Consider the following 14,354-nt stretch of genomic DNA (forward strand, 5'->3'; position numbering starts at 1 on the left):
CCAGTCAGTCAAAGCTTTATCAGCCGGCCTTCCCTTCAAGATTGCCCCCACAACCGCTCCACCCGCTCCAGCGTCCGGCCGCTGAAGGTCGCCCGGTACAGATCCGGCATGGTAGATGCCTGCCAGAAGTCATACCCGTATGACGGATCGAATGCATGCAGCATCAACGTCAGGATATCCCCATGGGTCCCGATCACGATTCGCTTCCCATCATACTCCTCCAGAATCGACAGGAGCGCCCGCAAGGCCCGGTCTTGAGCCTGATAGCCCGATTCACCCGACGGATAGGCGTACTGAAAATCCTCGTACACCCGCTTCTTGGCCGATTGGAAGCCATCCTCCGGAATCTCCCCGATCGCCCGCTCTCTCAGATCCTCCACCAGCCGGATCTCCTGCTTGCGCCTCTCTGCCATGGGACGAACCGTCTCGATCGCCCGTTCATACGGGCTGGACAGCATACCATCGATGTCGGCTTCCCCCAGCAGGTCCGCCATCCGATTCGCAGCCTCCCGGCCCTTCTCCGTCAGTCCCCGCTCCCTCTCCCGATGGGGAATATACACCGATTCCGCATGCCGTACGAAATATATGATCGTCACCCGATCACCCATCCCTCCTGCCCGATGTCTGCATCAAACCATCCCTATTACTTCTTCATCCCCTCTAACATTTCCTTCCACCCGCGCACCTTCCCCCCTTCAAAAAAACAGCCCGGAAGCCGAAGCCTCCGGTGCTGAGAAGGGAGGATTCGCTTTCGGGCGGGCTACAAATCCGAATTGTTCAATATGACCAGCTCCGACTTCGCCGCTCGCGCCGTCTCCTTGGTCCGGTGAACCAGCCGGATGATCCGGGGATAGGTCATCTTCGCCCCCATCAGCAGGAGGGGCACGCCGAGGAGGTGAATGCGGAGCATCCGCGACAGGAAGCCGCCGATGGTCATCGGCAGCGGGACGGTTGGGGACGTATTGGACAGTACGATCCGGGTTTGAAGCTCCCCGGTCTCCTGAAGAGTCCGGATCAGATTGCAGAGTCCCGGCACCAGGATTTTGGAGCGGCCTCTCGCCATGGTGTAGACCCGATGCCCCTCTGAATCCTCCCCATGGAAGATCAGCTGGCCCCGGTCCTGGTACTCCAGCTCGTTGAAGTAGGGCACGCCGAGGATCTCCTCTTCGGTCGGCTCCCGGCTCTCATCCAGACGGCCCAGATGGTAGGAGGCGGCCATTACGCTCGTATGCGTTCCGCCGAAATCATTGTAGATGTAGATCATGGGACTTCCTTTCTTGAACCATCATCCTCTCCACTAAGTATTTCCAGCCTGCCGAAAATCAACCCCCCGTACCGATCCCACAAAAGAAACCCTGCGCCGCCATCCGCGCAGGGTCCGTCCTTAATTCCCGAGCAGCTTCACTTCATAGAGCGTCGGGGTGTACCAATTATTCGGATTGTTCCAGAGCACGGCATTGACCATGTTGATGCGCACATACCTGGCGGTGAAGTTAACGCTGTCCGATGTAAAGCCATACGTCTTGTTCGAGGTCTTGTCGATGGCGGTCCAGGTGGTGCCGTCCGTACTGTATTCGATCTTGTACTGATAATACCCTTCGGAGCCCTTGTACATGAACCAGGAGATATCCACCTCCCGGATGTTCTTCGCAGCTCCCAGGTCGACCTGCCACCAGGACGGCCACGTCACGGCGGATGCCTTCCATTCCGTCTGGTAATTGCCGTCATTAACCCGGGATGCCGCATAACCGGTAGCGGTCGAGCTGGCGGTGGCGGTTTTGTTGAGGGCGTGGTTCGTCATGCCGTTGGCCGTCGTTACACCCGTCGCGGCATCTAGGGTCCAGCTGCTGCTCCACTCCAGCGCGGCCGTCCCCGCCGCCCCGTTCAAGGTCAGCGGCAGCCAGATGTAGCGGGAATCGCCCAGCTGGCCGGAGTTCCAACGGTCCCCCATGTAGAGATAGGTCGTCGCGGAGCTGCCCTGAACCGGCAGAATGAAGGTGGACTGCGAGAAGAACGCCGAGGTGTTCCCCAGAGGCTGCAGCGCCGACCATGGGCCGGCCATGGAGGAAGCCGTGGCATACATCGCCTGGTTCGGGTACCAGCCGGAGGCTCCCGAGGTGATCATGAAGTACTTGCCGCCCTGCTTGGCGATGGCCGGCGCCTCCCGATGCCCGTTCTGGAACACCCAGCCCTGGAACGAAGCCACATTCAGGTAGTCGGAGGTCAGCTTGAACGAGGCCAGGGAATCGTTGGCGCCGCCCCCCGAGTTGGACGCGGTGATCAGGTACGCGCTCCCGTCATCATCCTTGAATACGGTCATATCCCGGGATTCATAATTCAAAGGCCGGAAGCTGCCGTGATACGTATAATTCCCGCACACCGAGTCGCTGGAGGCCACCGCCACCCGGCCCAGGGAATAATCCGCCGCGTTCTCGTAATGCATCCACATGACGTACTTGCCCGTCGAAGCGTTGTAGATCACCTTGGGGCGCTCCACCTTGCTGCTGGCCAGCTCCGCTGCGGAGGTCGTCTTCAGCGGATAGCTGACCCACTTCCAGTTCTTCAGGTCCGTGGAGGAGTAACAGACCACATCACGGAAGGTGGCGGAATTGTGGATCTTGTCCTCCCCGATCCAATAATAGGTGGAGCCCGATTTGATGATTCCTCCTCCGTGGGCCTGAATGGTGCCCCCCGTGGTGTCATACCAGACCGGACCGTTCGTAATCGTCACCCCGGCGGCCATTCCCGACTGCGGGTACAGGACCAGCAGCAGCAGGAGACTCAGCCACCAGGCTGCCCGCTTCGGCCACATCTTGCTTCTCATCATTACTCCTCCTCACATGATTAGAATCAAAAAGCAGGACCGGCTTCTCCTGATCCTCCAGATCCGCCGGTCCTGCTGCGTTGCCAATCGTTTATTTAATGCCCTTGCCTGCGGTGTACTCCAGCCACTGCTTCTTGTACTCCGCCTGCACCTTCTCGAGTCCGGCCGTCTTGGCCTTGCTCATAAAGGTGTTCAAGCCGTCGTTGATATCCGCCACCAGACCGGCCTGCAGCGGGTACAGGTACTGCTTCTCCACCTGCTCCAGCGCCGCCCGCTCCGCCTGGTAGGAGCTGTAGTCCTCGGCGAAGCCCATGAAGATGTCGGGCTTCTGGATTTTGTCCAATTGCTGGAAGATGGCCTTCACATTGTCATAGCCCTTATCGAACAGCATGAACTCCGGATTCCGCCAAGCCCAGCCCTGCATGCCTTCACGTGGGAAGCCGTTGGAGGTGCTGTCGCCCAGCATCTTGTAATAGCCGTTCTCTATGTCGAAATTCTTGCCTTGGATGCCGTATTGGGTCAGCCAATTGTAGCGTTTGTCCGTAACCAGCTTCTCGTAGAAAGCCAGAGCCCTCTCGGCGTTCTTGCTGCTCTTCGGCACGGCGAAGCCGTTGTGGATCGGATGCACCGGCGTAGCGTACCCGGTGGTCAGCGGGAACGGATGGTAGGCCAGATCCCAGTCTGGGTGCGCCGACTTCATCTTGGCCAGCGAGTCGTTGAAGCGGGTCGGGTTATCTCCGATGATGGCGGCCGCTTTGCCGTTGACGATCTGGTCCGGCAGCGTATCCTTCACGTTCAGGACGTTCTTCGGGAAGAAGCCTTTGTCCGCCCAGCGCTTGATCATGGTCAGGTCCTGCTTCTGCTCGTCGGAGCCCCAGTAGGAATAGACCTCGTTAGGCTTGTCATACTTCATGCCCACGCCGTATGGAATCGGTCCGCCGACCCACTTGTTCAGCTCCCGGATGCGATCGATAAGTCCACCGCTGATGTCGGAGTTCAGGGCCAGAGGCATCATCCCCTGCTCATTCTTCTTGATGCCGTCGAGATACGCCTCGAAGGAGGCCAGATCCACCGGCTTGGGCAGATTGTACTTCTTCCGCAGATCCTCCCGCCAGACGAAGCCGTCGGTGACATACTCCTTATAGGTGGCCGGCACGGTATAAATCTTGTTGTCGATCTTCACCGCTTCCCACATATCCTTCGGCACGAAGGACTGGAGCTTGGGTGCAGCCTTGGGCAGCAGATCGTCAAGAGCCAGGAAGGCGCCGCTCTTGGCATAAGCCTGGAACTTGGTCCATTCCGCCGTATAGATCAGGTCCACCGCTTGGCCGGAGGACAGGAGAAGCTTATACTTCTGCTCCCAGTCGGTCCAGGTGGTGAAGTTGAACTTCACCGTGGCGTTCAGGTCCGCCAGCGCCAGCTTGTTCACCTCTTCCTCGATGACCGGCAGATCCTTCGGTGCTCCCCCCAGCATGTAGAACTGGAGCTCCACCTTCTTGGAGGTGTCGAGACCCGGCTTGGCCGTGGCCGTAGCTTGTGCCTGCGGCGATGTCCCGCCTGCGGCTGCCGTAACCGCCGGGCTGGAGCTTGCGTCCTTATCCCCGCCGGAGCAGCCGGCCAGCATGCCGGCCACTAAGCCTGCGGTCACGAGCGATGCGGTGACCTTACCCTTTTTGTGTACCATGTGAATCCTCCCTTTACCTGGATAGATATGTTAGCCGGACGGAGGTACCTAATCCGGTTTTAACCTTTGACCGCGCCGATCGTCAAGCCCTTCACGAAATACCGCTGGACGAACGGGTACAAGAGCACGATGGGTCCGGTGACGATCAATGCCATGGCCATCTTGGTGGATTCCGTCGGGATCTCCTCCGCCAGGGTGATTCCTGTGCCCGCTCCCATGTTGGTCATAAACGAGATGGTGTTCATGATGTTGTACAGGTAATACTGGAGCTGGTAGAGCGCCTTGTCGTTGATGAACAGGGACGAGGTGAACCAGTCGTTCCAGTAATGCAGGGCCAGGAACAGGCCTACGGTGGCGATGCCGGGCATGGACAGCGCGAGCACGATTCTCCAATATATGGTGAAATCGTTGGCCCCGTCGATCTTCGCCGATTCGATGATCTCGTCCGGCACGGCGGAGCGGATGAAGTTCTTCATCAGGATGATGAGGAACGGAGTCATCAGACCCGGCAGCACCAGCACGGCGAATCGGTCCATGAGCTTAAAGTACTTCGTCAGCATGATGTACCAGGGGATCAGCCCCCCGCCGAACAGGGTGGTGAAGTAGATGAAGAACGCCGCTTGGTTCCGGTACTTAAAATCCTTGCGCTGCAGGACATATCCCGCCATGGTCATGAAGAACAGCCCGCAGACAGTACCGATCAGGGTGGCCGAGGTCGTAACTCCGTATGCCCGGAGAACCTCGTCCGGGAACTTGAACACCATCCGGTAGCCCTCCAGGGAGAACTTGGGCGGAATCAGGTGATACCCTTGGCGGATGATGGTGGCATTGTCCGTGAGGGATGCGGCGATGATGAGCAGGAATGGGAACAGGCAGGCGGCGGCGGCCAGCAGTATGACCAGATAAGCGACGGCCTGGAAGGACCGGTAGTACTTCTCGTCTTTGATCTTCAAGGGACTCCCTCCTTAGAACAGTGCATATTCGTCGTTGATCCGGCGGATGATCCAGTTCACCGTCATGATCAGCACGAAGCCGAATACGGATTGGTAGACCCCTGCGGCGGTGGCCATCCCGATCTCGAAGGTGACCTTCAGCGACCGGTATACATAGGTATCGAGAATGTCCGTGGTGTTGTAGAGCAGGCCGTTGTTGCCCACCAGCTGGTAGAACAGGTCGAACTGGCCCTTCATGATGCTGCCCAGCGCGAACAGGAGGAGCATGACGAAGGTGGTCTTCAGCATGGGAACCGTAATGTACCAGATTCGTTGGAAAATATTCGCCCCGTCGATCTTCGCCGCCTCGTAATACTCGTCGTTGATGCCGGTGATGGAGGCCAGGTAGATGACCATGCTGTATCCGATGTTCTTCCACAGGTAGAAGAGAATGATGAGGAAGATCCAGACGACAGGCTTGCTGTAGACATCCAAGGGCTCCATGCCGAAGCTCTTCAGCGTCGTGTTCAGGAAGCCGGTCTCATAATTGAAGATGTTGTACACGATGACGCTCAGGATGACGAAGGAGACGAAGTAGGGCAGGAACATGACCGATTGGGTCAGCTTCTTGAACCACTTGAGCCTGAGCTCGCTCAGCATAATGGCCAGCGCGACGGCCAGTACGTTCCCCAACACGATGAAGGCCAGGTTGTAACCGAAGGTATTCAGCGTCAGCCGGACAAGAATGCCGGACCTCCATAGGAATTTGAAATTCTCCAGCCCGACGAAATCGCTCTCGAACAAGCTCTTGTTGAAATCGAATTTCGTAAAGGCATAATAGATGCCCACCATAGGGAAATACGAGTTGATCAGAAAGAACAGGAGTGCGGGCAGCAGCATCAAGAACATGATCCGGTTCGTGATCAGCTCATACCAGAAGCCTCGTTTCTTCTTCTTGATGACGGTCATGCCTGCCGCACGGTCCGCGCTTTCTCTTGCTAGGGTGCCTGGGTTCAACGTTCATCACCTTCCTTAAGGGTTCCGCCGTCTGCTGCGTCGGGCTTGCTTGATTCGAAGTATAGGCCCTGCCGGCAAGGGCGAAAAGTGAAGCTTCCGGCGGGAGGTGAACTATTCTGCGGAAGTGCGCATGAACGATCCGCCGAGGTGTGAAACGGCCGGAGCCGGAGCGGGTGAACGATCCGGCGGCAAGTGAACATTCCCGGTGGCAGCTTGAACAAGTTCGGTTTGTTCAACGAGGTATGAAAAGTGCACATCGGTCACCTTTTTACACTAGATGGGGTCCTGCGGTTTATGATACGATTCTCCAGTATAGAGAAGAACTTCATAATATCGGGGGTGCCGGTGCATGAAAGCTCGATCCTTTGTCAAGAACCGCAGGCTCTTCACCACCTTCCTGCTCTCCATCACCCTGTGCATTGTCGTGACCCTGCTCAGCTCCTCGTATCTCTACTATAGAAATTACTCCGGAATCGCCCTGAAGCAGGCCTATCAGTCGGACCTGAACGGCTTAAGCCGCACCAGCAAGGAGATCAGCGGCATGACGGACAGCGCCCAGTCCCTGGCCTTCCAGATCTACCGCAACGGCACCATCGCCAAGCTCCTGTACTATCCCGTGCCGCATATTTTCGACGTGACGGCCGCCATGGGAGAGATCTCGAACTACCTGAACTCCATGCCGTTCATCGAATCGATCCTGGTCTACAACTCCGCCTCGGAGACCTTCTATATCGCCGCCCACAGCGGGCAGAACGGCATCTTCAGCCGCAAGGAGCTGGCCGACAAGAACATTATGGACATCCTGGAGCACTTCCGGGAATACAAGCCGTTCACCCCCATTCCCAGAACCTACCGGACGGATGCTGACAACCCGGAAAATATAAGCGCTTACACATACCTGTGCTACGACGCCATCAATAAGAATCAATCCATCAATTCGGCCGTCATCGTGAATATATCCGCCGCCTGGATCCACAAGGAGGCCGCTCCCGACAATGGGCAACAGCCAGGCCAGACGTTCATCCTGGATGACCAGGGGCGCATGCTCTCCGCCAAAACCCTGCTCCCCCCTCTGTGGACGGAGGCGGAGGCGGATCTGATCGCCGGCGCCGCGGCGAACAACACGACGGGGTATTTCATCAAGACCTTCAACCAGGAGAAGTCTCTGATCTCCATAACGGAGAAGGACGCCCTGGGCTGGCAGTACATCCGGGTGACCCCCTATCACACGATTACGGATACCATCCGGACGGTGCGGAATACGACGGTCACCATCGCCGCTTTCATCCTGCTGGCCGGACTTCTGATCTCTTGGCTGCTCTCCGGCATCCTCTATGTGCCGATCCGGCGGATCGTGAATAAGATCAATTCCTTAGAGACGGAGAAGCGCAACAACTCCCAGACCCTGAAGCAGAATGCCCTCCGGGCCCTGCTGCTCGGCACGCGCACCCTATCCAGCGTCCAGAGGCTGGAGCATCTGAAGAGCTTGGGCATCGCCTTCTCGTTCCAGGAGGATTACCGGCTCGTGCTCCTGAAGATCGACCGCTTCCACCAGCTGAAGGCCAAGCGGGGCAGCGATCTGCCCCTCTACAAATTCGCCATTATGAACATTGGCGCGGAGATTCTGTCCGAAGGCTCCTGCAAGGCGGAGGCGGTGGATATGGACGATGACAGCGTCGCGGTGATCGTCAACGTTCGTCCGGCCGGGGACGGCCACGAGGCGATGGAGTTTACGCAGCGGCTCAGCCGGATTCAGAGAGCCGTGCAGGAGCTGCTGTCCATCAGCGTCTCGGCGGCGTACAGCCCGGTGACGAACCAGCCGCTGCATCTGCATCCGCTCTACGAGCAGGTGAAGGAAGCGTCTCTGCACCGGATGTTCTATGGGCACGGCTGCCTGATCGATTCGGAGGATATCCTGGCTCTGAAGTCCAAGGAGTACGTCTATCCGGCGGAGAAGGAGAAGCGGCTCTCCGAGGCCGTCATGACCGGCAAGGTGGAGGAGGCCATGGAGCTCTTCACGGGCATGGTGGAGGAAACGTCCCACTATCCCATCCACGTCATGCGGCTCGCCCTCTCCCATCTGACCATGACCATCAACAACCTGATCTACACCATCCAGAAGAACGGAGCCCTGGATGTTCGCGGCGGACTCGACATCTACATGCCCTCCGCGGATGCGGTGGAGACCGTAGCGGAGCTGACCGCCTCCTTCCGCTCCTTCCTCCAGGAGGTCCAAGGGAAGCTGACCGAGAAGCGGAGCGTCAAGCAGGGGGATCTGGTGCGGAGCATCAACGAGCTGATCTTCCGGCATTATGCGGACCCGAACCTGTGCCTCAACTGGATCGCCGATCAGTTGGATATGTCCTCCATCTACGTGAGCCGGGTGTATAAGCAGCTGACCCTGAACGCCATCGTCGATGTCATCAACGACTACCGGCTGGAGAAGGCCAAGGAGCATCTGGAGCAGAGCGACCGCTCCATCGCGGAGATCGCCGAGCTGACAGGCTACACCAGCACCTCCTACTTCCACCGGATGTTCAAGAAGCGCTTCGGCGTCACCCCCTCGGAGTACCGCAAGAGCCGGATCAATGAGCTGGGATTGGGCTGAAAATAAAGAACGGCCGCACGGAGGTACCGTGCGGCCGTTCTCTATATTTTACGCCGGATTCAGCTCCAGCTGGTCATCCTGCTCCCGGTTGAAGGCCTCCCGGTCGAATTCACCTTCCGAATCTGCGACAAGAAGCGAAGCAACTGTGGTTCCCGTCGCATTCACGGCGGTTCGGCCCATGTCCACGACGGCGTCGATGGCCAATGTCAGGCCGAGGCCCTCTAAGGGCAGCCCAAGTGCGGTCAGCACCACCGTGGTGGAGATCGACGCCGGCCCGGGAACACCGGCCACCCCGATGGAGGAGATGGTGCTGATCAGCACGATGAGCACGTAATCCGACAGGCCGAGGTCAATGTTGTACACCCGGGCGACGAAGACCGCCACCACCGCAGGCCAGACGCCGCCGCAGCCATTCATGTTCATCGTCGAGCCCAGCGGGGCGACAAAGCTGGCGATACGGGGCGATACGCGCAGCCGCTTCGTGATGACCTCCAGATTGACGGGCAGCGTGACATAGCTGCTCCGGGTCGTAAATGCGACGGCGATGGTCGGATACGCCTTGCGAAAGAATCGGATCGGATTCACCCTCGCCACGAAGGTGACCAATCCGCCGAAGGTGAAGAGGAAATGGAGCAAGAGGGCCGCGTAGGTGGCCAGTACGATTTTGGCCAGGGGGCTGATGGTGTCCCACCCGTACTTGGCGGCCATGGAGCCGACCAACGCATAGACGCCGTAGGGAGTCAAGCGGATGACGTACTTGATGACCTGATGAAACAGCTGGGACAGCGATTCGATCAGCTCCTTCACCGGCCGGACCGCCTCGGGCTTCTTCGAGCTGAGATGAACCAGCGCCACACCGACGAAGATGGTGAAGATCAGCACGGGAACCACCTTGCCGGATGCCATCTCATTGACGGGGTTGGCCGGCACCAGATCCAGGATCACCTGGGAGAAGGTCGGAATGTCCCGAGGCTTGAAGGTCTTGGGCACCTCTTGGCTGATGCCCGATCCCGGATCCACCGCCAAGGCGACGAGGAGGCCGATCAAGGCGGCAATGCCTGTGGTCAAGAGAAACCAGGAGATGGTTTTGACCCCGATTTTGCGGAGGTGGCTGGTATTCGTAACGGTTGAGATGCTGTTCAAGACCAGCACGACGACCAGCGGAATAACGAGCATCTTGATCAGGTTCACATAGATGGAGCCGATGGTGCCGACGCTGGTGGCGTCCCATTTGTAGCTGTGGAAGACGGTGCCCGCCGCCAGGCCCAGGCCTAATGCGATAAGCACCCGGGTGCCGAAGCCCCATCTTTTGCGTGCCAGAACGTACAAGACTCCGATGATGACGATGGACACCGTCAAGCTGATCCAGTTGGTTTGCAAAGCGGTCCATAGGTTGTTCTTCATGGTTGTTCCCCTCTCTCTTCCCGGTGGTATACCAAAAGGCTCCTCCCCCTGCAGACTGTGCGGGAGAAAAGAGCCTTCAGTGGACTGATCGGCTTCGCCTTATGTTTTAACCAAGTATACCACTAGGATTAATATGAAGAGATCATAGCACGGGGAGAGAAAGGCGTCAATCCTATACGATTAACATTTTTCTTGGACATTGCCTTAGGAAAACTACAAGCGTAAAATAGGGTTACCGATAACCTTTTTACGTATTGGAGGCACTCTCATGATCATCGACGATATCGACCGCTTGGAGCTTCTGCCGGATGTGGAGGTCATCTATAAAGAGGTTAACGGCCTGACGCTGCCGATGCATATTTATTATCCCCCGGAGTGGGCGGACCGCTCCAGGCATCCCGTCATACTGCTTATTCATGGCGGAGGGTTTGCAGGCAGGAAAGACAACCGCCCATGGAATGGCGATATTTTGGCGCCGCACGCCCGGTATTTCGCTTCCCGTGGGGCCATCGCCGCTGTGATGACCTATCGTCACGTATCCAACCCGCAGCAGGATCCGGAAGCATTCATGAACGGCCCCAGCCTGTTCGATCTCTACAGCGACGTCCGCTCCGCGGTCCGCCACCTACGGCAGCACGCGGAGAAGTACCAGATCGATCCGGACCGGATAGCGGTGCTTGGGGAATCCGCAGGCGGACACTTGGCTGCTTGCTTGGGCACCATCGATGCCTATGACGCCCCCGGCGAGGACCGCTCCGTCAGTGCCATGGCCAACGCCGTGATGGCGATCAATCCGATCACGGATCTACGGGATCCGACTTGGCTCGCCTTCGTTTCTCCGGGCCGGACTGTCTGGGAGTCGGAGGCGGCACCCGTAGCGGACAAAGCCCGTGCGTTATCGCCGCTTCTTCATATATCCGGCGCCACGGTTCCCTTCCTGCTCATCCACGGCTTGCAGGATCAGGTCGTTCAGCCTCGGCATAGTACGGACTTTCATGCTGCGATGAAGAGCCTGAGCAGACCGTGCGAGCTGCTGCTGCTGCCTGACGCGTCCCACTCATTCCTCCTCATCGGCTGGAGGTCCCCACACCGAATCATCGTCCAAGCCACACAAGCCATTGACGCCCACCTGGTCGGCTTAGGCTGGCTCCAACCGGGCGATGTCCTGGAAATGGGCGACCCCCATGGGGACGGCTCTCTCTATGCGGACGGGCGGAGGATCACGGAAGCGTTGGTAGCCGCAGGCTGTGCGCCTGCAGGCCCTACCCTTATCTGCACCGGCGGTCCGCAAGGATACCTGCTGGAGACGTTCTACGGCATGGGAGGCGCCGCCCGGGTCCGGCTGCAATTCAAGGCCGATGACCCAGAAGGGGAGTTGATCAGCCGGCTGGGCACCTTCGGCCGGTTCCATCACGGCTACAGCCTGCAGCTGGACCGGGAGCACGGACTGGTTCTGCATATTTTCGGCCAGGCGTTATACGGGGAGGACGGTGCTGCGAAGTTCCGACCGGGAGAGTGGCACGAAGCGGAATTCTCCGTACGGTCCGGCAGCGCGGAGCTTCGGTTGGACGGAGAACTGCTGGTTCGCCGCGAGGTCCCGGAAGTGGTGCTGACCGGCAACCGGATCCGGTTGGGCGCCGGTTTTCGGGGCGGGCTGCGAGGGGTAGAGATCAACCTTTAGGACCGATCTGTAGCTAGCTCGGGTCCGTAAGCGAACAGGTACCTAACCCGTTAAGGTCAATACCAAAAAGACGGCCCGGGTTCAACCCGCTCGACCGTCTTTTTGGTGTTGCTGCGCTGTTTATTGCACGCTGCGCTTCAGGATGCGGACGCCGTTAAGCGGAAGCTCCACGGATCCGGATACCTGACCGTTGCCGCCCTCTGCGTCCGTATAGCCTGCCGCTTCTACGTCAACCACCGCCGGCCGGCCCGAGAAATTCAGAAGGAACACGTACTCGTTCCTCCCATCCGTCCTGAGCTGGGCCGTCACTCCCTCCGGCAGCTCGGCGGCAATTGCCCGGCGTACTCCGGCTTCCTCCGCCAGCTTCCGGTAATACGCCAGATAGAACGCCGGGTCGCTGACCCGCGCCGCTAAGTAATACGCCCGCCCAGCGTCCAGTCGGTTCAGTGTCAACGCAGGCCGGTCGGCATAGAAATCGTCGCCATACACCGCCAGCACCTCAGCCGTCTCCGCATGGATCAGCTCGCACAGCTCATGAATCTCATAGCTGCCGTCTAAGCCCAGCACATTCCCCGCCTCCATCACAAGCGCGTTGCGGTCCCGGTCGTGCAGCCCCTCGATCTCCTCCGCCCAGATGCCCACCGCCGTCCGCAGAGGACCGGGGAAGCCGTCCAGATGGCACAGGTCGTGCTCCTCCACCACACCGGTCCAGTAGGTGACGGCAATGGTGCCGCCCGCCCGTACGAATCGCTCCAGCTTCTCTCCGGTCTCCTGGCGCATGAGATACACCATCGGCACCACCAGCAGCTTGTACCCTGCAAAATCATCCTCCGCGCCGATCACATCCACCGGCACGCCCAGCTCCCACAGAGCCCGGTAATGCTGCATCACCGTCTTCTCATAGTGTATACCCTTATTGCGGGGCCCCTGCGAATCGTTGACGGCCCAGCGGTTGTCCCAATCGAAGAGGATGGCTGCTTCGGCCGGTACGGAAGTACCGAGGATCTCACCCAGTCCGGCCAGGGTCTCGCCCAGCTCCGCCACATCACGGAAGACGCGGGTGTTCTCGTGGCCGACATGGTCGACGACGGCGCCGTGGAATTTCTCACTGGAGCCCCGGCTCTTCCGCCATTGGAAATACTGCACCGTGTCCGAACCATGGGCCACCGCCTGCAGCGAGGACAGCCGATGCATACCCGGGCGCTTCAGCTTGCTTACAGACTGCCAGTTGGTCAAGCTGGGCGTGCTCTCCATCAGCATGAATGGCTTCTTCTTAAGCGAACGGAACAAGTCGTGGTTGAAGGAGAACCAGGCCGCCACATCCCCGTCCGAATCCGCCTCGTGCCAGGTCGGATACGCATCCCAGGAGATCACGTCCACCTCCTGCGCCAGCTTCCGGTAATCAAGTCCATAGAACAGGTCCATCATATTCGTCGTGCAAGGCAGCTCCGGACTCAGCGCCTTCAAGGGCCGCACCTCCACCCGGTAGAAATCCGCCGTCTGATCCGTCACGAACCGGTTCCAGTCCAGATTCTGGCCGTGGACCATGGATTCGCCATGGGGGGCGGGGGACTCCACCTGGGCCCAATCCGTATAGGTATGGCTCCAGAAGGCCGTCCACCAAGCCCGGTTCAATGCCTCCAGCGAGCCGTATTTGGCCTTGAGCCATGCCCGGAAGGCGTCCTGGCAGTAGCTGCAGTGACAATCTCCGCCGAGCTCATTGGAGATATGCCAACCCACTACGGCCGGATGTTTGCCGTACCGCTCCGCCAGCTTCGTGTTCATGATCTCCACCTTCTCCCGGTAGACCGGAGACGTGAAGCAGTGGTTATGCCGCAAGCCGTGAAGGTTCCTCACCCGATTGCGCTGGACCCGGAGCACCTCGGGGTATTTCTGCGACATCCAGGCAGGACGGGCTCCGCTCGGCGTAGCCAACCACGCGTAGATGCCGTTCTCGGCGAACCGGTCCAGCACATGGTCCAGCCAGCCGAACTCGAATCGGCCCTCCTCCGGCTCCAGCGCCGACCAGGAGAAGATGCCGATGGACATGACATTGCACCGGGCCAGCTTCATCAAGCGAAGGTCCTCTTCGAATATCTTAGGATCATGCAGCCACTGATCCGGATTGTAGTCGGCCCCGTGCATGAAGACGGGGAGCTTGCTGGAAATCGGCGGGAATTTCACCGTCATGGATATCCACTCCT

10 protein-coding genes are annotated in these 14,354 nt (G+C 58.9%); 2 read left to right on the forward strand and 8 right to left on the reverse strand.

Going from position 1 to position 14,354, the window contains the following annotated elements:
* Positions 1-35 precede the first annotated feature (35 nt).
* The 6 genes from ACSEXW_RS07030 to ACSEXW_RS07055 all read right to left on the reverse strand — a co-directional run bounded on the left by ACSEXW_RS07030 (position 36) and on the right by ACSEXW_RS07055 (position 6,409).
* On the reverse strand, positions 36-596 hold the full coding sequence (locus ACSEXW_RS07030) for a histidine phosphatase family protein (protein ID WP_438445400.1): 561 nt from the start codon (positions 594-596) through the stop codon (positions 36-38).
* 164 nt (positions 597-760) lie between these two features.
* On the reverse strand, positions 761-1,264 hold the full coding sequence (locus tag ACSEXW_RS07035; RefSeq protein ID WP_438445401.1) for a DUF3189 family protein: 504 nt from the start codon (positions 1,262-1,264) through the stop codon (positions 761-763).
* A gap of 120 nt (positions 1,265-1,384) precedes the next feature.
* Entirely contained in the window at positions 1,385-2,824 is a 1,440-nt protein-coding gene (locus ACSEXW_RS07040; RefSeq protein ID WP_438445402.1) for a family 43 glycosylhydrolase, read from the reverse strand.
* 91 nt (positions 2,825-2,915) lie between these two features.
* Positions 2,916-4,514: an extracellular solute-binding protein gene (locus tag ACSEXW_RS07045; protein ID WP_438445513.1), complete on the reverse strand. Its 1,599-nt coding sequence runs from the start codon at positions 4,512-4,514 to the stop codon at positions 2,916-2,918.
* A 53-nt stretch (positions 4,515-4,567) separates the two neighbouring features.
* A complete protein-coding gene (locus tag ACSEXW_RS07050) occupies positions 4,568-5,461 on the reverse strand; it encodes a carbohydrate ABC transporter permease (RefSeq protein WP_438445403.1) in 894 nt (297 codons plus the stop codon).
* Between the two features lie 12 nt (positions 5,462-5,473).
* Positions 5,474-6,409 carry an ABC transporter permease gene (locus ACSEXW_RS07055; RefSeq protein WP_438445514.1) on the reverse strand — a complete coding sequence of 312 codons (936 nt, stop codon included), beginning with the start codon at positions 6,407-6,409 and terminating at the stop codon, positions 5,474-5,476.
* A 397-nt stretch (positions 6,410-6,806) separates the two neighbouring features.
* Here ACSEXW_RS07055 and ACSEXW_RS07060 point away from each other — a divergent pair, with 397 nt between their 5' ends.
* Positions 6,807-9,065: an AraC family transcriptional regulator gene (locus ACSEXW_RS07060; RefSeq protein WP_438445404.1), complete on the forward strand. Its 2,259-nt coding sequence runs from the start codon at positions 6,807-6,809 to the stop codon at positions 9,063-9,065.
* 48 nt (positions 9,066-9,113) lie between these two features.
* Here the strand turns inward: ACSEXW_RS07060 and ACSEXW_RS07065 are convergent, their stop codons facing one another.
* Positions 9,114-10,469 (reverse strand): dicarboxylate/amino acid:cation symporter, encoded by a 1,356-nt coding sequence (locus tag ACSEXW_RS07065; protein WP_438445405.1) that lies wholly within the window; start codon positions 10,467-10,469, stop codon positions 9,114-9,116.
* Between the two features lie 268 nt (positions 10,470-10,737).
* Here ACSEXW_RS07065 and ACSEXW_RS07070 point away from each other — a divergent pair, with 268 nt between their 5' ends.
* Positions 10,738-12,150 carry an alpha/beta fold hydrolase gene (locus ACSEXW_RS07070; RefSeq protein WP_438445406.1) on the forward strand — a complete coding sequence of 471 codons (1,413 nt, stop codon included), beginning with the start codon at positions 10,738-10,740 and terminating at the stop codon, positions 12,148-12,150.
* 120 nt (positions 12,151-12,270) lie between these two features.
* Here the strand turns inward: ACSEXW_RS07070 and ACSEXW_RS07075 are convergent, their stop codons facing one another.
* Complete coding sequence (locus tag ACSEXW_RS07075) at positions 12,271-14,340, reverse strand: beta-galactosidase (RefSeq protein ID WP_438445407.1); 2,070 nt, start codon at positions 14,338-14,340, stop codon at positions 12,271-12,273.
* Positions 14,341-14,354 lie beyond the last annotated feature (14 nt).

This window comes from Oryzibacillus soli, assembly GCF_051594765.1.
Lineage (GTDB): Bacteria > Bacillota > Bacilli > Paenibacillales > NBRC-103111 > Paenibacillus_AR.

Bases quoted from the DNA above. Each gene is read 5' to 3' on its own strand.
- ACSEXW_RS07070 (WP_438445406.1), top strand. From the start codon at position 10,738: ATGATCATCGACGATATCGACCGCTTGGAGCTTCTGCCGGATGTGGAG.
- ACSEXW_RS07035 (WP_438445401.1), bottom strand. From the start codon at position 1,264: ATGATCTACATCTACAATGATTTCGGCGGAACGCATACGAGCGTAATG.
- ACSEXW_RS07055 (WP_438445514.1), bottom strand. From the start codon at position 6,409: ATGACCGTCATCAAGAAGAAGAAACGAGGCTTCTGGTATGAGCTGATC.
- ACSEXW_RS07060 (WP_438445404.1), top strand. From the start codon at position 6,807: ATGAAAGCTCGATCCTTTGTCAAGAACCGCAGGCTCTTCACCACCTTC.
- ACSEXW_RS07065 (WP_438445405.1), bottom strand. From the start codon at position 10,469: ATGAAGAACAACCTATGGACCGCTTTGCAAACCAACTGGATCAGCTTG.
- ACSEXW_RS07075 (WP_438445407.1), bottom strand. From the start codon at position 14,340: ATGACGGTGAAATTCCCGCCGATTTCCAGCAAGCTCCCCGTCTTCATG.
- ACSEXW_RS07040 (WP_438445402.1), bottom strand. From the start codon at position 2,824: ATGAGAAGCAAGATGTGGCCGAAGCGGGCAGCCTGGTGGCTGAGTCTC.